Below are 17,775 nucleotides of genomic sequence, written 5' to 3'. Positions count from 1 at the left end.
CGTCCGATGTCGACCGGTGTACGGCCGCCGGCTACTTCTCTTCGCCGCCGAACAGCGTCCGGGTCATGTCGTCGACGTCGACGGTGCCCTCGACCGCACCCTTGACGGTCGGGCCCAGCAGCTCCACCACCGGCACCAGACCGTGGCCCATCTCAAGGACCTTCTGCGCCGGCTGGTTGTCACCGCCGAGGTAGTTCTTGTTGAACTCGTTGCCCGGTTCGTCGTCGCCCCACGGCCGACCGCCGTTGAGCGTCTCGATCGTCGCGGCGGCACTCCGGAAGCGCATGGCCAGCAGGGCACCGGCGGAGCCCAGTTGGTTGGCACCGTCCAGAGCCGCGTCGGGCTTGACGAAGGTCTCGCGCAGTTCGCTCACCGCTTCTCCTCCCCGGGCAGGTCACTGTCCAACTGTCGGAAGATCCCGTCGAGATCGTGGTCGATGTAGGCCTGGAACTGGCTGTCCGGCACGTACGGCTGGAGGAGCTGCTCGACCTCGGCCATGGCCTTCTCGCTCGCCCGGCGGATCGTCTCGGTGACGGTGGCGGACAGCTCCTTGGAATCCGGCCGGCGATAGATGCGCGGGTCGAACTCGACCTTCGTCACCTGCCCACGGGGCCCGGCGGTCACGGTGACCAGGCCGTCGTCGGAGGTGACCGTTGCCTTGACCGCCTTGATCTTCTGCTGGAGATCACCCACACCGGAACGCATCCGCTCGAACTGAGCCATCAGCTCGTCGGCACGCGCGCGCAGCGCCTGTACGTCCATGGCGTGTCCCTCCCCGCGCACGTCCAGCCCCTTTCCGCGCACGTCCCTTCCCGCGAACGTCCACGTCTCGCCCGCGCCTTGGGCGTGGCGACTCGACCATACTGAATGGGCGCGACATCGGGGTGGTCGGTCTGCGGCCGAGCGTCGTTAGGATGCACCCGCACCGGTCGACGGGGAGGTGGGCAGGCAATGTTCCGTGACCGTCCGATGGCGGCGTTTGCCCTCGTGGGAGCCGTCCTGGCCACGATGGTGACCGCACCCGCTCCGACCCCGGCCCGGGCCGATCCGACGATTTGCCGGAATCCCAGCGATCCGGGAGAGATGAACATCGAGACCCCGTGGCACCAGCGGTGGTTGGCACCGCAGCGGGTCTGGCCGTTCAGCACCGGCGCACGGGTGAAGGTCGCCGTGATCGACTCCGGCACGGACAGTACCCACCCGCAGATGGCCGGCCGGGTGGCGACCGGATTCGACGCGTTGCGTGGCGCGCCGGGGGGCGATGTGGACTGCGTCTCCCACGGCACCGCAGTGGCCAGCATCATCGCGGCCGGCCGGATGGAGGGGGTCGGGTTCTACGGCCTGGCTCCGGACGCCACGATCGTGCCGATCCGGGTCAGCGAGCGCAACGCCAACGAGCAGCCGGGGACCGGTGGCGAAACCGTCACCGGCGAGGTCTTCGCCCGGGCGATCCGGCGGGCGGTCGACGATGGCGCCAAGGTCGTGAACATGTCGGTGACGCTCTACTACTGGGACAAGGACGTCGAGCAGGCCGTCAAGTACGCGGTGGACCGGGACGTCGTACTCGTGGCCGCCGCCGGCAACCAGCACCAGGACGGCGCCCGTCCCGACCCGGTGCCGTACCCGGCCGACTTCGACGGGGTGATCGGCGTGGGCGCCGTCGACCAGAACGGGGCCCGGATCAGGCAGTCCCAGATCGGGCCGTACGTGGACGTCGTCGCGCCGGGCGGGGCGGTGGTGGCTGCCACCCGCGTGTTCGGCCACAGCGTCTGGGACGGCACCAGCTTCGCCGCCCCGATGGTGAGCGCCACCGCCGCGCTGATCCGCGCGGCGGAGCCGAACCTGTCGGCCAAGGAGGTCACCCGGCGGATCCTGGCCACCGCCGACCCGGCCCGTGGCGACGCCGAAGCCGGGTACGGCAGTGGCGTCGTCAATCCGTACCGCGCGGTCACCGAGCGGCTGACCAGCGCGGCACCGGTGGCCCAGCCTCCGCTGCCCGACGTGCCCTATGACGCCGCAGCGGCAGCCCGTGAGGAACGGTGGGCGGTCTTCGGCCGGTGGGCGCTCTGGACCGGCCTGCCGCTGGCCGTGCTCGCGGTCGGCGTGGCGGTGCTGGCGGCGTTGCTACCGCGCGGGCGACGCACCCGGTGGCAGCCCACCCGGCCGTCCGCGCCACCCGCCCCGATGCCCGAGGTCGACGAGCCCGAGGAGGCGTTCTTCCGGGTGCCGACGTCGACGCCACGCGGCTGAGCAGCGCGGCTCTCAAGAGGGCGAGACGCCGACGGCCCGGCACAGGGCCGGGCCGTCGTGGTGTCTCTCGCTGGCGGGTCAGCCGCCGAACTTCTGGCGGTTGGCCGCCTCACGGGCCTGCATCTTGCCCGCCGACTCGCGCAGCGCGCGCTCGATGCGGGTGAGCAGGTCACGCAGGTCGTTGGCGGCCGACTCCCACTCGCCCTGCCGCTGGAAGTACGCCTCGCGGGCGTCGCCGTCCCAGGTGGCGAGCAGCGGGGCGATGCCGGACTTGAGCCCGTCCAGCTCGCCGGTCATGTTCCGGACCGCACCACCACAGCTGTCCGCCGCCGCGTTCAGGCCGGCGAAGTTGTACCGAATCTCCGTCATGACTTATCTCCCCGTCAGAGCTTCAGCGCCGCGGTGATCTGGCCGGCGGTCGCGCCCGCGCCCTCCATGTCCGACCGGATCTCCTCGTCGCTGACGTCGTAGTCCTTACCGGCCGATCCCACCGCCTCGGCGATCGCGCGCAGCGCGACGTTGAGCCGGGCCATGTCCTGGTCGAACCGCTCACGAACCTGGTGGAAGGAACCCGCGCCAGCACCCTTCCACTGGTCGTACAGCGGAGCGAGCTGGTCCATCAGCGAGTTGAGGTTGCCGGTGAGCCGGTCGGCGACGGCATCGACGTCACCCTCGGTCTTCAGCATCAAGCCGGTGTCGGTATTCATCGACATGGCGGAAGTCACCCCCGTCCTCGTTCGATCGCCCCGCGTCACCGGGGGCGGCGTGTCAGTCGGCGCTCACGCACCATCGTCGTACGAACGGTAACGGGTCGTGTCCAGTCGACGCTAGACCAGGCGGCCGGCCCAGCCTTCCATTGTGGCTGGTCGGATCATTCCTGGTCGAGGGCTCGCTTGGCGATAGCCGGGTCGAGGGCGGGACCGGCGGGCAGCCGGACCACCAGGCTGGCCGGCAGGCGCACCGGCTGCACACCGGAGTAGCCGAGCATCGCCGCCACCCCCTGGGATGCCAGCGGGTAGCGGTAGCCGATGTCGGTGACCAGGTTGAGGGTGCCGGTCCGCTGGTCCGGCGAGGGCACGGCGTCGACCAGGACGCCGAAGCCGGGTGCGATCACCACCCGGTCGGCCAGCGGGATGCCGTCACCGGTCTGCTCACCGGTCCGCACCGGCTCGCGCACCGGTTGCACCTGGGCGTCGAGCAGCAGCGTCGGCTCGTCCTGGTCCGGCTGGTACGCCGCACAGACGGCGGGCTGGTCACCGGTCAGTCGGGCGATCTCGGGGCGCTGCTCCGGGGCACGGTGCCGACCCTGGGCCGGCGCCTCTCCCTTCGGTGCGGCGGCGGCGGTGCCGGCGGCGAGTTCCAGTGCCCGTGGCTCCGAGGAGTCCGGGTACGCCGCGCGGGTCTCCGGGTCGGCCAGCACCACGTCCGCCTGCACCGGGGTCAGCGGTACGAGCCGGTTCCGCTCGGCCTGGTAGTGCTGGCGCGTGCCGTTCTGGCTCTCCACCACGAAGACCTGACCGACCCGGGCGTTCGCCAGCGCGGTCGAGGTCGTGCCCCGGTCGGAGACCCGACGAGGCGCGATCGGTTCGCCGGCGGGCAGCGCGTTCAGCCAGGCGCCACCGACCTCCACCACCGGTTCGGCACTCATGGTGAGTCCCTCAAGCACGATCTTCTCGTTGCGGATCTCGTACCGGTGGTCGCGCCAGACCAGGTGCAGTCGCTCGGTCTTGCGGTCGCGTACCAGCAGCGCCGCGTCGCCGGGCTCGCGCCCGCCCTCGGGGGCCCGGCCGACCGTGAGCACGGTGGTGGCGACGATCCCGCCGGCCGGGTTACGGGCGGGCTGGGTGCACAGCGTCCACGGTCCGTCCAGGATCCGGTTGGCGGCCGGCAGCGCGTCGGGTGCGAACGGGATGCCGATGCGGGGACCACGGGGAGTACCGACCAACGAGTTGCGGGAGACCGACACGGTCGGTGCTGCGGACTCCATGGCCAGCAGCGCCGAGGCGTAGTTGAGCACCGGGTGCAGGCGGCCCTCCCGGTAGAGGTAGCGGGTGCCGGTCTCCTTCTCCAGGATGACCGCGCCGCCTTCCTTCCACTTCGTGGCGCCGCCGGGACGCAGCAGGCCGTAGACGCCGACCGCGCCCAGGAACAGCACGGCCACCATCACGCTGGCGAAGCCGGCGCCGCCGAGCCGACGGAACGGCGCGGACTCCGGATCGGGCTCACGCGCCACCAGCGCGGAGGTCATCCGTTGCACGAAGAACTGGTACGACTGGACCTGGTCCCGCCGCGACGGCATGGCACCCCTCCCCCTGGCGTACACCGGCACGGTCACGTGGGCCGCGCCGCGCGGTGCCTACCATATGCAGGGCGCCGGGGCAGCCGATGCCCGCACCCGGCCCCGCCCGGCGAAACCGAACTCGGCAGTCCGAGGAGTCGTTCGATGATCAGTCGCGAACAGGCCCTGGCCATCGCACGCCAGTGGGCCGGCGGGCACCAGCCGGTACTCGATGTGACCCTCTTCGAGTTCGATCTGGGCTACGTGGCGTGCCTGGTCGAACCGGTGGCGTCCACGACCGACGGGCCACCCGCACCGCCGCCGTCCACGGGCTACCCGCGCGCCGTCGTGGACCGGGAGACCGGCGAGGTGTCCCAGTGGCCCTCGCTGCCATGGCAGGTGATCGCCGAACGGTACGCGCAACGCCGCGGGTCCGAGGGACGGTTCCCGCCGGACGTACGGGCCGTACTGGAGCAGGCGGGGTGGTTCCCGGGCCGTGACCTGGGTGCGTCGGTGGACCACTGGATGCGACGCTTCGCCGACGAAGTCGCCGGGCTGGAGTGCTTCCCCGCCGCCCGCGCCACGATGGTCGAGTTCGGCGGCCTCCAGCTTCCTCAGTTCGGCCGCAGCGGTCGGCTCGGCGGAGGTTTCACCAGCTACATCCACCCGACCCGGGGTGGTGTCACCACCGTGGGCGCCCGCGAGTTCATCGAGGAGTTCGACAACCCGGTCTACCCGATCGGGAACAACGAGGACGGACCCTCCGAACTCGTCATCGACGCCCAAGGACGCGTCTTCATGCTGCACTGGGCCGACGACTTCTTCGTCGGACCCGACATCGACACCGCCATCGTCAAACTCATCCGAGGCGGCCCGATGACCGAGGCCAGCGACCTCGACTGGTCGAAGTGAGGGTCAGCCGTTGATGGCGCGCATGAAGGCGTACAGGCCCAGCACGCTGCACGCCACCGGCACGATGGCGAGTTGGAGCAGGATGTCGCACACGTCGCCGAGGCGGGCCAGCCGGGGTGACGGGGGACGTCGGCTGTAGGCGAGCCCGGCGGCGGCGGCGAGCCCGGCCGCGACCAGGGCCACCGGCAGCACCGCCAGCACCCGGGCGGCGGTCGACGCGTCGGCCGCGCCGACCAGGGGCAGCAGGCCCAGACCGGCCAGGCCGGCGGCGAGCATCGGCACCCGGTGCCGGACCGTCGACACCAGCCGGGCCCGCAGCAGGTAGCCGAGCGAGATCACCCCGGCCAGCAGCAGCGCGGAGACGGTGCCGGTGGCGGTGAGTACGACCAGGCAACTGACCGTGATGACGAAGGCCCCGAAGATCATGCCGGTGAGCACCTCGTCGGCGCGGGCGGTGGCCTGGTAGACGATCTCCCGCTTGGGCTGCGGCTCGTCCCGCAGCAGGTCCTCGGCGGTACGCGGCAGCGCCGGCATCGGCATCTTGCCGAGCCGTACGGAGAGCAGTGGCATCGCCGGCAGCAGGAGGGCCACCGCGCCGACCACGACGGCGGTGCCCTGGGCGGCGTCCATCGAGCCGAAGGCGAGCAGCCCGCCGACCATGCCCCAGAACCCGACGAAGACGGCGGCGACGAAGACCCTGGTCGCGTCACCGACGCCGAGCAGTCCGAGCAGTCCGGAGAGCAGCAGCACGGCGGAGCCGAGCAGCACGTGCGGCGCACCAAGCGCCCAGACCGACTCGCCGGAGCCGATCACCAGCACACCGCCGACGAAGGCGTAGGGCAGCCCGGCGGCGGCGACGACCGCTCCGGCCAGGGAGTCGGCCATCGCCCGGGACAGCACGATCCCGCCGGCCAGCAGCACTGCTGCCGTGCCGAGCGCGACCGCGCCACCGAGCCATCCGGGTTCGGTGGAGGTGACGATCACGACGAGGCCGAGCAGGAGCAGCACGCCCGCCACGATCAGGCCGGTCAGTCGGGTCGCGAACGGGGTCCAGGCGACACCGCGCCGCCGGGCGCCGTCGGCGACGGCCTCCATCAGGTCGTCGTACGCCAACTCCGGCCACTCGGTGCGACGCGGCACCAGGTGCAGCGTCTCGCCGTCGCGGATGCTCTGGGCGGCGAGCGTACGGGTCAGGTCGACGGCGCTGCCGTCGCTGCGGCGCAGCATCCACCCGCCGTGGCCGGTGCCGTCCGAGGGTTCCTCGTCGGCCTGGCGCAGCACTGCGGGCATCAGTCCGACGAGCGGCAGATGCTCGGGCAGGGCGAGGTCCAGCCGTCGGTGCGGGGCGACGACGGCGATGCGCGCGAGTCCGGTTCCGGCCTGGGTGACCACTGACGACCCCTCGGTACGCGGAGCGGGCCGATGGGCCCGCGGCTGTCCTGACGGGAGAAGGCTACCTACCATGTGCCGGTGACGCGGGTGCCGGTTCTCCGCGACGGCCGAGCGCACGGGGGTGTCGGGCGTACGCACCACGCCCGCGAGAGGCAACGGAGGTCTGTCACGTGAGCACCGTGGTCGTCAAACGACCCGCCCGGCAGCCGGAACCGGAGTACCCCTCCGGCGAGGTGCTCCTGGAGGCGCCGCCCGAGGTGCCGGCGCCGACCGGTAAGGCGTGGGGGCAGATGATGATGCTCCTGCCGATGCTCGCCGGTTCGTTCGCGATGGCCCTGATGTTCGCCGGGCGGGGCGGGTCGACGCTCGGGTACGTCACGGGTGGCCTGTTCGGCCTCTCCGCCATCGGCATGCTCGGTTCGCAGTTGAGCAACAACGCGGGCGGGCCGGGTAAGCAGGAGATGCTCCAGCGACGCCGGGAGTACATGACGCACCTGTCGCGGCAGCGTCGCCGGGTGCTGAAGACGATCCGCAAGCAGCGCGAGGCGGCCTTCTATCGGCATCCGGACCCGGACATCCTCTGGTCGCTGCCGTTGGGGCAGCGGTTGTGGGAGCGGCGGCGCGGCGACGTGGACTTCGGTACGGTCCGGATCGGCCTGGGCCCGCAGGAGCTGGCCACGCCCCTGGTGCCGCCGCCGGCCACGTCGCTGGAGAAGTTGGAGCCGATGTGCGCGCTGGCGTTGCGTCGCTTCCTCACCACCTACGGTGAGGTGCCCGACCTGCCGGTGACCATGGCCCTGAACGGGTTCGCCCGGGTGCACCTGCGCGGCGACGTCGAGGCCGCGCGGGGCATGGTCCGGGCGGTGCTGGCCCAGGCCGCCGCGTTCCACGCACCGGACGACATGCTGATCGCGATCTGTGTGGCGCCGGATCGGCGGGCCGAGTGGGAGTGGACGAAGTGGTTGCCGCACGCCCTGCACCCGTCGCGTACCGACGCGTTGGGTCAACTGCGGCTGGTGTCTGGATCGGTGGCCGGCCTGGAGGCGATGCTCGACGACGTGCTCGCCAGCCGGCCCCGGTTCAACGCCAGCGGCGGTGGCCCGCAGGTTTCCGGGCCGCACGTGCTGGTGGTCGTCGACGGCGGTGACACCGCCGGTTCCGACCACCTGATGACCGAGGGCGGGGTGGAGGGCGTGACCCTGCTCGACCTCTCCACCCCGGCGCCGCGTCTGCTCGACCGGGCGCGCCTGGTGCTGGAGGTGTCGGCCGACCGCAGGCTGGACAGCGTCACGGTGGACGGGCCGGCGGAGATCGGGCGGGCCGACGACTGCCGACCGGCAGAGGTCGAGGCGTTGGCCATGCAGTTGGCTCCGCTGCGCCTGTCGGCTGCCTCGCGGGGCGGCGGCGACACCCCGCTGACCAGCGAGTTGGGCCTGGCCGACCTGCTCGACATCGGCGACCCGTACGAGTTCGACGTCGACCAGGGCTGGCAGCCGCGGCCCAACCGCGACAAGTTGCGGGTGCCGATCGGGATCGGCACCGACGGTGGGCCGGTGGAGCTGGACCTGAAGGAGTCCGCGCAGGACGGCATGGGTCCGCACGGACTGCTCATCGGCGCGACCGGGTCCGGCAAGTCCGAGCTGCTCCGCACGCTGGTGCTGGCGTTGGCGGCGACCCACTCGTCGGAGAGCCTCAACTTCGTCCTGGTCGACTTCAAGGGTGGTGCCACCTTCACCCGGCTGGACGGGTTGCCGCACACCAGCGCGGTGATCACCAACCTGGCCGACGAGCTGCCGCTGGTGGACCGGATGACCGACTCCATCAACGGCGAGCTGGTCCGCCGGCAGGAGCTGTTGCGGGCCGCCGGCAACTACGCCTCGCAGCGCGACTACGAGAAGGCCCGGGCGGCGGGTGCGCCGCTGTCGCCGTTGCCGAGCCTGCTCATCATCTGTGACGAGTTCTCCGAGCTGCTCACCGCGAAGCCCGACTTCATCGACATGTTCGTGCAGATCGGCCGGGTCGGCCGCTCGCTCGGCGTGCACCTGCTGCTGGCCAGCCAGCGGCTGGAGGAGGGGCGGCTGCGGGGGCTCGACACCCACCTGTCGTACCGGATCGGTCTGCGGACCTTCTCCGCGATGGAGTCGCGGGTGGTGCTCGGCGCCACCGACGCGTACGAGCTGCCTCGGTCGCCGGGTCACGGCTACCTGCGGTTCGGCACCGAGCCGCTGGTGCGGTTCAAGGCCGCGTACGTCTCCGGCGCGTACCGGAGCAAGACCGCCGCCGCGGTCGCGGCCGGTGACGGCGGGGACCGGGTACGCGAGTACACCACCGCCTACGTCGCCCCGCCGGTGACCCGGACGCCGAAGCCGGAGGAGGAGCCGGAGCCGCTCGACGGGGTCGGCGAGAGCGTGCTGGACATCCTGGTCGGCCGGCTCGCCGGTCGGGGCAAGCCGGCCCACCAGGTGTGGTTGCCGCCGCTGGCCGAGCCGCCGACGTTGGACCAGTTGCTGCCGCCGTTGACCGCCGACCCGGCGCGCGGGGTGACCGTGGCGCACGCCGGTCTGCTGGGCGAGTTGCAGGTGGCGGTGGGCATCGTCGACAAGCCGTTCGAGCAGCGTCGGGACGTGCTCTGGTTCGACCTGGGCGGGGCGGCCGGTCACGCGGTGATCGTCGGTGGTCCGCAGAGCGGCAAGAGCACGTTGCTGCGTACCGTGGTCACCTCGCTGGCCCTGACGCACACCCCTCGGGAAGCCCAGGTGTACTGCCTCGACCTGGGCAGCAGCGCGCTCTCCTCGCTGCGCGAGCTGCCGCACGTCGGCTCGGTGGCGACCCGACTCGACGCCGGTCTGGTGCGGCGTACGGTGGCCGAGTTGCAGTTGCTGATGGGCGAGCGGGAGCGCCGGTTCGCCGAGCGCGGCGTCGACTCGATGTCCGAGTACCGGCGGGCACGTCGCCACGGGCAGCACGACGACGACCCGTTCGGCGACGTCTTCCTGGTCATCGACGGCTGGGCCACGCTGCGGTCGGAGTTCGAGGACCTCGAACCCACCATCAACGACATCGCCAACCGTGGGCTCTCCTTCGGCATCCACCTGATCGTCACCGCCGGACGCTGGATGGACCTGCGTCCGGCGGTCCGGGATGTCTTCGGCACCCGGCTTGAGCTGTGGCTGGCCGACGCGAGCGACTCCAACCTGGACCGCCGGGCGGCGATGAACGTGCCGGACAAGTCACCGGGACGCGGCATCACACCGGACGGCCAGCAGTTCCTCGCGGCGCTGCCCCGGGCCGACAGTTCGCAGGAGGCGGAGACCCTGCCCGAGGGGGCACGCAAGCTGGTCACCGACCTGGCCACCGCATGGCAGGGCCCGGGAGCCCCGCCGATCCGGCTGCTGCCCCCGGTGGTCCCGTACGGCAGCCTGCCGGACACCGGCCGACCGGGGGTGCCGATCGGCATCGCCGAGGTGGACCTGCGACCGGTGCACCTGGACTTCGCCGCCGACCCGCACTTCATCCTGTTCGGCGACGGCGAGTCGGGTAAGAGCACGTTCCTGCGGTCGCTGGCGCAGACGATCGTCGACCGTAACGAGCTGACCCAGGCGCGGCTGGTCCTCGTCGACTACCGGCGCAGCCTGCTCGGTGACATCGACTCGCCGCACCTGATCGGGTACGGCTCGACGGCACAGGTCACCGAGGGCATCGTGACCGAGGTCGCCGCCGTGATGCGGGACCGGCTGCCACCGCCGGACATCAGCGCGGAACGGCTGCGGGCCCGCGACTGGTGGAAGGGCCCCGACCTGTACGTGCTGGTCGACGACTACGACCTGGTGGCGGGCGCGGGCAGCAACCCGCTGACCCCGTTGCTGGAGTTCCTGCCCCAGGCCCGGGACATCGGCCTGCACCTGGTCATCGCCCGACGCACCGGTGGCGCGAGCCGGGCGTTGTACGAGCCGGTGCTGATGCGGCTGCGGGAGATCAGCACGCCGGGCATCGTGATGTCCGGCAACCGGGACGAGGGGGTGCTGCTCGGCACCGTCCGTCCCGGGCCGCTGCCGCCCGGCCGGGGCTGGCTGGTGTCCCGGCGCGGCGGGACCCGACTGGTGCAGTTGGTGCACCTCCCACCGCGTTCCTGAGCGCGGTACGGGGTTGCCCGGACGGGCTACCGTCGGCCAGAGTGGATTACCGTGCGCGGTTGCGGGACCGTCACCCGGGTGCGAAGCCGCAGGCGCTGACTCCGGCGCAGGGCCCGGCCCTCACCGGGAGGCAGCGGCCGGCCGCGCCGGTGCCAGGTGAGTGATCGGGGGAGGGACATGGGCGACGAGTGGCTCGTCGACGAGGAGATCAACGTCGACATCCTGCAGCTCAAGGACTTTGCGCAGGCGATTCAGAAGGAGCTGGACGAGAACTTCCGGCCCAGTTTCGAGGGCGGCCTGCAACCCATGCTCACCGTGCAGGCGCCGTTCGGCGGCGGCGGGATGAAGGAGGCCGCGTTCTTCCGCGGCCGGCACGACGAGAGCCGGATGGCGGTGTCCCACTTGATGGGCGACGCGATGAAGGGACTCGTCGCGCTCAGCACCGCCGCCATCTCCATCTCGGCGGAGTACCTGACCGGTGACGCGCTCGCCCAGGCCACCAACGACGACGTCCTCAACGCGTTCCACGGGGTCGACGGTCAGGAGACGCTCAGCGGCGCCTGGCAGGAGGGCAACGCCGACGATCCGGCCGGGACCGTTCCTCAGGAGGCCGCCAACCCCGTGCCGATGGACCCCTACTACGGCATGGACTCCTGCCCCACGGGTGACCAGCGGGAACAGACGCCGGAGTGGGCTCAGCGGGAGGTCGTCGGCGAGGGTCCCGGCGCGTACGTGATCCCGGGCGACAGCGAGCGCATGCACGGTGAGGATCTCCGACTGGACCAGTCGAGTCTGCAGTGACGGCGGTGCGGAACGTGGGACCTGAGGAGCGGGGATGAGCGACTACTACGGCTGGCAGCCGCCGAGCTACCACATGTATTCCGGGGTGTCGGACGACTACGCGGCCGAGCGGGCCGCCCAGTCCACGCCGTACGAACCCACCTCGTGGGACTCGGTGAACATCGAGCAGATGTGGGAGTACGTCCGCAAGGAGAGCGACGAACGCACGACCGCGCTCGCCGAGATGTGGCGACGCGCCGCCAGTCTGCTCCAGTCGACCCGGGACAACCTCCAGCGCCACGCGGACTCGCTCGACGCCAAGTGGCAGTCGCCGGCCGCCCGCGTCTTCATGGGCCGGGTCGGCGCGACGCTGCACTCGCTGGACGAGTGGAAGACCGTGGCGAGCAACAACGCCACCGGTCTGGAGCAGCTCGCCAGCAAGATCAAGACCACCCAGACCGAGATGAAGACCCTCTGGGAGGAGTACCGGGCCGAGCAGGTCCGGCAGGGCGAACGGCGCTCCGACGACAAGGGTTTCCAGGCCTCCGACCTGGTGGACTGGATCCCCGGCGTCACCGGCAACGACGGCAGGTCGTACGAGGACGTCCAGAAGGACTACCACCAGCGCGCCAAGAACATCGTCAAGCCGCTGGCCGACTTCTACATCGACACGTACATCACGAACATCTCCCGGGGCGGGAGGTTCAAGGGTCCGACCGACGCCGTGCTCTTCGACCAGTCGAGTGTTCCCCGGCCCACCGGGCCGGGCGGGCCACCGGGCGGTCGCCCCGGCGCGCCCTCGCTCAACGGCGCCCGCCCGAACCGGCCGGACATGCCGAACCGGCCGAAAACCGGCGATCGGCCCACCGAACCCGCCGCTCCGCCGCCGGGTACGCCGGACGGCGTCAGCCTCGCCGGCACCACGGCTCCGGTCGCCCCGGCCGGTCCGCCGCCGGCCGCACCACCGCCGGTGAACACGCCGAACACGCCCGTCGCACCCGGCCCGGCCCCGCCGCCGGTGACGGGTCCCGGACTCCGTCCGGCCAACCCGGGCCTGAACCAACCGGGCACGGGCGCTCGACCGAACGCACCCCGCACCTCGCTGCCGGGCGCCGGTGGACCCACCACGCCGGGCAGCCGAGGGCCGGCACCGAACCGTCCCACGCTTCCCGGAGCCGGTGGACCGGGTAACGGCGCCGGGACGCCTCCGGGCGGCAAGCGCGGTCCCGCACCGAACCGCCCGACCCTGCCGGGCAACACCGGTGCACCGGGCGCGCCGGGTGCACGTCCGGGCCGACCGGGCGGGCTGCGGCCGACCGGTGCACCCACCCCACCGGCGTCCAGCCCGCAACTGCCGGGCTCCACGGCCCGTCCGGGCCAGCGAGGTGCCGCCCCCGGCCGTCCGGCCACCTCGCCGCCGCCGAGCCTCGGCGGCCAGCGCGGCACCGCGCCGGGCACGCCGCCGAAGGCGGGTGCCGCTCCGGGTGGCCGGGGCACCACGTCCCCGGCCACGCCGTCCGGCAAGCCCACTCCGGGCACCGGCGCCCGGCCCGGCCTGACCGGTCGCACCGGCGCCGCCCGCCCGGCACCGACCACCGGCCCGGCACCTTCCCTCGGCGGACGCCGCGGCGGAGGCTCGGTGCCCAAGCCGCGTACCGGTCAGGCGCGCGACGGGGAGCAGGAGACCTGGGAGTACGGCGAGGGCGACGACGAACTCTGGGTCACCGAGTCGTCGGCGGTCGGTGTGGTCGAGGCGCCGGCCGAGCAGCGCCCTCGCGAGCAGGGACGGGCGCTCGGGCAGGCCTGAGCAGCGGCGGGCCGGTCACCGGAATTCCGGTGGCCGGCCCGTACCATGCGGTGACCGTCCACGTTCCTCGCCGTCGGACGACCCGGCGGCCCACAGCGGAAGGCTGACGGGTATGCGAGTCCTCACCCGACCGGTGACCACCGTGGCGATGACCGCCGTGGGCGTCCTGGCCGCTCTGGTCGTGCCCGCCGCTCCCGCGCTGGCCGACTCCACCAGGGACGACTCCTGGCACGTCCGGACCCTGGAACTGGCCGAGATGCACCAGATCAGCCGGGGCGAGGGCATCACCGTCGCGGTGATCGACACCGGGGTGGACGCGACACACCCGGATCTCAAGGACGACGTCGTGCCCGGCGTCGACCTCTATGACGACGAGGCAAAGGGGCGCGTCGACCGGGAGCGGCACGGCACCGGGATGGCCTCGCTGATCGCCGGGCACGGACACGGACCGGGTAACCGAGACGGCGTACTCGGCGTCGCGCCGAAGGCCCGCATCCTGCCGGTCACGATCAAGAGTCCCCGTGCCGCCGTGATCGCGCCGACCGCGATCGCCGCCGGCATCGACTGGGCGGTCGACAATGGTGCGGACATCGTCAACGTCTCGCTGGGAGCGAGCCACAGCGAGGAACTGAACCGGGCGGTGGACCGCGCGTACCAGCGGAACGTCGTCGTGGTCGCCGCGGTCGGCAACCGCAAGGACGCGATCATCGGTAACCCGGCCCGGCACCCCGGCGCGATCGCCGTCAACGGCACCGACCGGGCCGGTGTGATCAGCAACGAGGCGGCGCTGCCGGCCGAGGAGGTCGACGTCGCCGCGCCGGGCGAGGACATCGTCCAGGCCGCTCCCGGCGGCCGGTACGTGACCGCCGTCGGCAACAGCGGATCGGCGGCGATCGTGTCCGGGGCGTTGGCCCTGGTCAAGGCGAAGTACCCGAACCTGACCGCGTTCCAGCTCTTCGAACGGCTGCTCGAAACCACGCGGGACGCCGGCGACCCGGGCAAGGACCTGTACTACGGATGGGGTGCTCTGGACCTGCGGGCCGCCCTGACCGGTGAGCCGGACGGCCGGGGCCGCAACGTACCGGCCCCCACCGAGCCGGACCTCGACACGGATCTGGCGGCGGCCCGTGCCGTCGAGGGGCCCGGCCCGGCGGAGACCATGGTCGTGGTCCTGGTCTGGGTGGGGATCCTGGTGCTCCTCGTCGGGGTCGTGACGGCCGTCGTGCTGCTGCGTCGCGCCCGTCGGGGCAGGGCCGTCGCGGATGACGACCGACCCGCACCCGTCGGACCGGCACCCGGGACGCCCGTCCCATCGGGTGGACCAGACTCCGACGAGCCCGCCGACGACTCGGTCTGGCGTCGGCCGCCGGGCTGACCGATGCGCCCCGAGGAGGAACCCGTGACATCGCCGCCCACCGGTGGATCTCCGTACCCGCCTCCCGGCCCCCCGCCGGTCTCCGGCCCGTACCCGGCGCCTGGCCCTTCCCCGATCCTCCGCCCGGCACCGACGGTGGCCGGGGCCGCAGCGGCGGCGCCATCCCATGCTGCCCAGGGTGAGCCGCCCGGCCTGCCTGGCCCCGAACGGACGGCCGCGCCGCGCCCGCCCGTGGTCACGCTCGCAGTGTTGCTGATGGTGCCTGCGGTCGTAGTCTGGCTGGTCGCCGGGATCGCCTTCTTCCTGGCCATGCTGCGCACGGAGGGCACCGGGATCGGTCGGCTGCTGGTGGTGGGCATCGGCGGCGCCGTCCTCGCGCTCGCGCTGCTGGTGGTGTTCCTCGCCTCGCTCGGGATGATGATGGCCTGGCAGGGCGACGGCGCGGCCGGATTGACCGTGCCGGCCGGCTTCACCTTCGGGATCTTCGTCGTCGTCATCGTGACGCTGCTGGCGCAGGGCAAGCTGACCTTCCAGCCGACGATGGTCACCCCGCTGGTGGTGGGCGGCCTCGCGGGCGTCTCGCTCGCCCTGGTGTGCAGCCCGCCGGCCCGCGCCTGGTTCGCCCGCCGCCGCTCCTGATCAGGCCGGGGACCAGCGCCGAACGGTCGCGTCGAAGCGGGCCAGCAGCTCGTCACGACCGTCCTGGTGCAGGCAGTGCAGCGCGGTGCCGTCCGGCACGATAAGCGACTCCATCCGTGGCCCGCCCTCGCCCCACTCCGGCGGCGTGGTCTCGCCCGGCGGCCAGCGCAGCACCGCCACCCACTCGTCGCCCTCCTCGAAGGGCGAGCCCTCGCCGAGCAGTCCGAGGCGGCGGTAGAGCCGTGCCGGGGTGTCGCGTCCCGGGCCGTGCCAGGCGTGCACCAGCCCGGCTGCCCGGTCGTACCCGTCGTCGAGGTAGGACGGCAGGTAGCGGTGCGGGATGACCAGTTGCAGCAGCAGCGGTACGTCCGGGTCCGGTCCCTCGTCGACCTCGGGTTCCGAGGGCGTACGCGGCACCGGCACGCCCCGCCGCGACGGCTCGGCGTACGCGGCCGTCTCGCGGCGACGCTGCTCCTCCTCGGTCGCCTCGGTGATCACCTGCCGCAGTTCACCGACCCACTCACGCAACTTCAGCAACGCCTCGCCGGGCAACGCCGCCGCCAGCGCGGTGTCCGGGTTGAGCAGCAACTGCCAGGAGAGGTCCGGCCAGTGGTCGGTGAGCTGGAGGCTGTTGATCACCACCAGGTCGTGCTCGCCGAACGCCTGCCGCATCCGCGCCTCCGAGGTGAACACCGGCAGGCTCGTCCGGCCCTGCTCGTCGGGCAGGCTCCACCAGGGGAACTCCGGGTCGGAGAGGTCCCGGGTCACCGGGCCGTCCGGGCGCAGCGGCAGCACCAACTCGGCCCGGAACAGTGCCGACATCAGCGCGTTCGGGTCTTGTCGGCGGATCGCCTCGCGCAGCGGCCGTTCCGCCTCGACCACCGGCGCGGCGACCGACCGCAGCTCCTCGGCGGTCAGTCGCAGCGCGATTGGCAACCCGGCGTCGACGGCCAGCATCCAGGCGTCGTCGGGCCAGTCGACGGCGAGGTCGGCGAGCCCGAACACGTGGTAGCTGACCGACCGGCCGGGTAGACCGGCGGCGACGGCCGCCGCCGAGGTGTAGGCCAGCACGTGGGTGATCCCGTCGTGGGTGCCGGTGGGCCAGGCCACCGGCTCCAGACCGGCCGCCGCCGACGGCGACACCGGCAGCAGCAGCGGACCGTCGGCGAGTGCGGCGAGGAAGGCCGCCCGGTCGTCGGCCTCGGCGGCGGCCAGCATCGCCCACTCGGCGGCGGTGCTGGGCTGCCAGTCGGTGGTGGGCTGCCCGTCGGTGCGTTGCCGGTCGGTGGTGGGCTGGCGGTCGGTCACCAGCCGCCGTCCCGGTTCACCCGCTGCGGCTGCCGGCCGAGCACCAGACCGGTGATCGCCTCGTCCAGGTCCGCACCGAGGAACCAGTCCCCGGTGTGGTCCAGCACGAACACCCGACCCTGGGCGTCGACGGCCAGGATGCCGGTGCCGTCGCCCTCCTCGCCGAGCGGGCTCAGCGGCGCGCCGATCGCCTCGGCCAGTTCGGCGAGCGTCTCCACCGACTGCCGCACCAGGAACGGGTCCAGGTGGAACTCGCTGGGCGCGATCTGCTCGCCGTCGCCCCGTGGGCTGATCCGCAACCCGCCGAACTCGGCGTACGCGGCGATGGCCGCTGCCGTCATCACGTGCTGACGGCCGCCGGGGCTGGCCTGGGCGGCGATCCGCAGCCCCCACTCGCGGCCCCGGTCGTCGTCGCGGCCGTCGGGTGACCAGCCCGCCTCGGCCAGAGCCTCGGCCACCAGGGCGGGGAATCGTCCGGTCACGTCAACGCCTCCATACCGAACCAGTCGAGCAGCGCGGCGCAGGATCGACAGGGCGGCTGGACCTCGCCGTGGCGCGGGTCGCCCTCCTCGCGTACCCGGGTCACCCGCACCTTCGCGCCCCAGAGCAGCGCCCGGGCCCGCGCCGCCTCGATCGGCGGCCCACCCTGCTCGGCGGCGTACAGGCGGTCGGAGACCAGCACCGCCTCGGCGCACCAGCCCGCGAAGCGTTCGCGCTGGTCGACCGGCAACCCGTGCAGGAAGCGCCGGACCACCGGGTGCAGGTCCGGCGGCACGTCCCCGCGTACCGAGGTGTGGGTGTAGACGGTGCCGTCGGCCAGCAGCGCACCCGCCGCCAGCGGCAGCATCCGCGGCTGCGTCATCCGTCCTCCCGGAGGTCGTCGTCTCCCGGGCCGACCGGC

16 protein-coding genes are annotated in these 17,775 nt (G+C 72.7%); 7 read left to right on the top strand and 9 right to left on the bottom strand.

The features are described 5' to 3' along the window. Positions 1-31: 31 nt before the first annotated feature. Both ACWDVW_RS20165 and ACWDVW_RS20160 read right to left on the bottom strand, forming a co-directional pair. Positions 32-373 (bottom strand): hypothetical protein, encoded by a 342-nt coding sequence (locus ACWDVW_RS20165; protein ID WP_350699144.1) that lies wholly within the window; start codon positions 371-373, stop codon positions 32-34. Then, entirely contained in the window at positions 370-762 is a 393-nt protein-coding gene (locus tag ACWDVW_RS20160) for a YbaB/EbfC family nucleoid-associated protein (RefSeq protein WP_350699159.1), read from the bottom strand. The genes ACWDVW_RS20165 and ACWDVW_RS20160 overlap by 4 nt, the downstream gene beginning before the upstream one ends. Before the next feature lie 189 nt (positions 763-951). Here ACWDVW_RS20160 and mycP (ACWDVW_RS20155) point away from each other — a divergent pair, with 189 nt between their 5' ends. Beyond that, the gene (mycP, locus tag ACWDVW_RS20155; protein ID WP_449951050.1) at positions 952-2,250 is read left to right on the top strand and encodes a type VII secretion-associated serine protease mycosin; all 1,299 of its coding nucleotides are present in this window, start codon (positions 952-954) and stop codon (positions 2,248-2,250) included. Positions 2,251-2,328: 78 nt separating this feature from the next. Here mycP (ACWDVW_RS20155) and ACWDVW_RS20150 read toward each other — a convergent pair whose 3' ends face one another. The 3 genes from ACWDVW_RS20150 to eccB form a co-directional block, all read right to left on the bottom strand. After that, positions 2,329-2,619, bottom strand: a complete 291-nt coding sequence (locus tag ACWDVW_RS20150) for a WXG100 family type VII secretion target (protein ID WP_396749110.1) — start codon at positions 2,617-2,619, stop codon at positions 2,329-2,331. Between the two features lie 14 nt (positions 2,620-2,633). After that, positions 2,634-2,963 (bottom strand): WXG100 family type VII secretion target, encoded by a 330-nt coding sequence (locus ACWDVW_RS20145; RefSeq protein ID WP_131057127.1) that lies wholly within the window; start codon positions 2,961-2,963, stop codon positions 2,634-2,636. A gap of 158 nt (positions 2,964-3,121) precedes the next feature. Further along, complete coding sequence (gene eccB / locus ACWDVW_RS20140; protein ID WP_449951048.1) at positions 3,122-4,549, bottom strand: type VII secretion protein EccB; 1,428 nt, start codon at positions 4,547-4,549, stop codon at positions 3,122-3,124. A gap of 144 nt (positions 4,550-4,693) precedes the next feature. On the opposite strand from eccB, the gene ACWDVW_RS20135 reads away from it, so the two are divergent. Further along, entirely contained in the window at positions 4,694-5,440 is a 747-nt protein-coding gene (locus tag ACWDVW_RS20135) for an SUKH-3 domain-containing protein (protein ID WP_449951045.1), read from the top strand. A 3-nt stretch (positions 5,441-5,443) separates the two neighbouring features. On the opposite strand, the gene eccD is transcribed toward ACWDVW_RS20135, so the two are convergent. After that, entirely contained in the window at positions 5,444-6,832 is a 1,389-nt protein-coding gene (gene eccD / locus ACWDVW_RS20130; protein WP_449951043.1) for a type VII secretion integral membrane protein EccD, read from the bottom strand. Between the two features lie 170 nt (positions 6,833-7,002). Here eccD and eccCa point away from each other — a divergent pair, with 170 nt between their 5' ends. From eccCa to ACWDVW_RS20105, 5 genes are all read left to right on the top strand, one after another. Beyond that, positions 7,003-10,965: a type VII secretion protein EccCa gene (gene eccCa / locus ACWDVW_RS20125; protein WP_449951041.1), complete on the top strand. Its 3,963-nt coding sequence runs from the start codon at positions 7,003-7,005 to the stop codon at positions 10,963-10,965. 177 nt (positions 10,966-11,142) lie between these two features. Next, positions 11,143-11,766, top strand: a complete 624-nt coding sequence (locus ACWDVW_RS20120) for a hypothetical protein (protein ID WP_449951039.1) — start codon at positions 11,143-11,145, stop codon at positions 11,764-11,766. A gap of 34 nt (positions 11,767-11,800) precedes the next feature. Next, entirely contained in the window at positions 11,801-13,552 is a 1,752-nt protein-coding gene (locus ACWDVW_RS20115) for a hypothetical protein (RefSeq protein ID WP_449951036.1), read from the top strand. Positions 13,553-13,664: 112 nt separating this feature from the next. Beyond that, positions 13,665-14,927 (top strand): type VII secretion-associated serine protease mycosin, encoded by a 1,263-nt coding sequence (mycP, locus tag ACWDVW_RS20110; RefSeq protein WP_449951033.1) that lies wholly within the window; start codon positions 13,665-13,667, stop codon positions 14,925-14,927. A 258-nt stretch (positions 14,928-15,185) separates the two neighbouring features. Then, on the top strand, positions 15,186-15,566 hold the full coding sequence (locus tag ACWDVW_RS20105) for a hypothetical protein (protein WP_449951030.1): 381 nt from the start codon (positions 15,186-15,188) through the stop codon (positions 15,564-15,566). Here ACWDVW_RS20105 and ACWDVW_RS20100 read toward each other — a convergent pair whose 3' ends face one another. The 3 genes from ACWDVW_RS20100 to ACWDVW_RS20090 form a co-directional block, all read right to left on the bottom strand. Beyond that, complete coding sequence (locus tag ACWDVW_RS20100) at positions 15,567-16,784, bottom strand: SseB family protein (protein ID WP_449951067.1); 1,218 nt, start codon at positions 16,782-16,784, stop codon at positions 15,567-15,569. Positions 16,785-16,870: 86 nt separating this feature from the next. After that, positions 16,871-17,356, bottom strand: a complete 486-nt coding sequence (locus ACWDVW_RS20095; protein ID WP_449951027.1) for an SUKH-3 domain-containing protein — start codon at positions 17,354-17,356, stop codon at positions 16,871-16,873. After that, positions 17,353-17,736, bottom strand: a complete 384-nt coding sequence (locus tag ACWDVW_RS20090; protein WP_396749084.1) for a YwqJ-related putative deaminase — start codon at positions 17,734-17,736, stop codon at positions 17,353-17,355. The genes ACWDVW_RS20095 and ACWDVW_RS20090 overlap by 4 nt, the downstream gene beginning before the upstream one ends. Positions 17,737-17,775: the final 39 nt, after the last annotated feature.

The sequence above is a fragment of the Micromonospora sp. NPDC003241 genome, assembly GCF_053589795.1.
The sequence above is the reverse complement of the archived record's forward strand: the minus strand, read 5'-3'. Positions and strand labels throughout refer to the sequence as shown.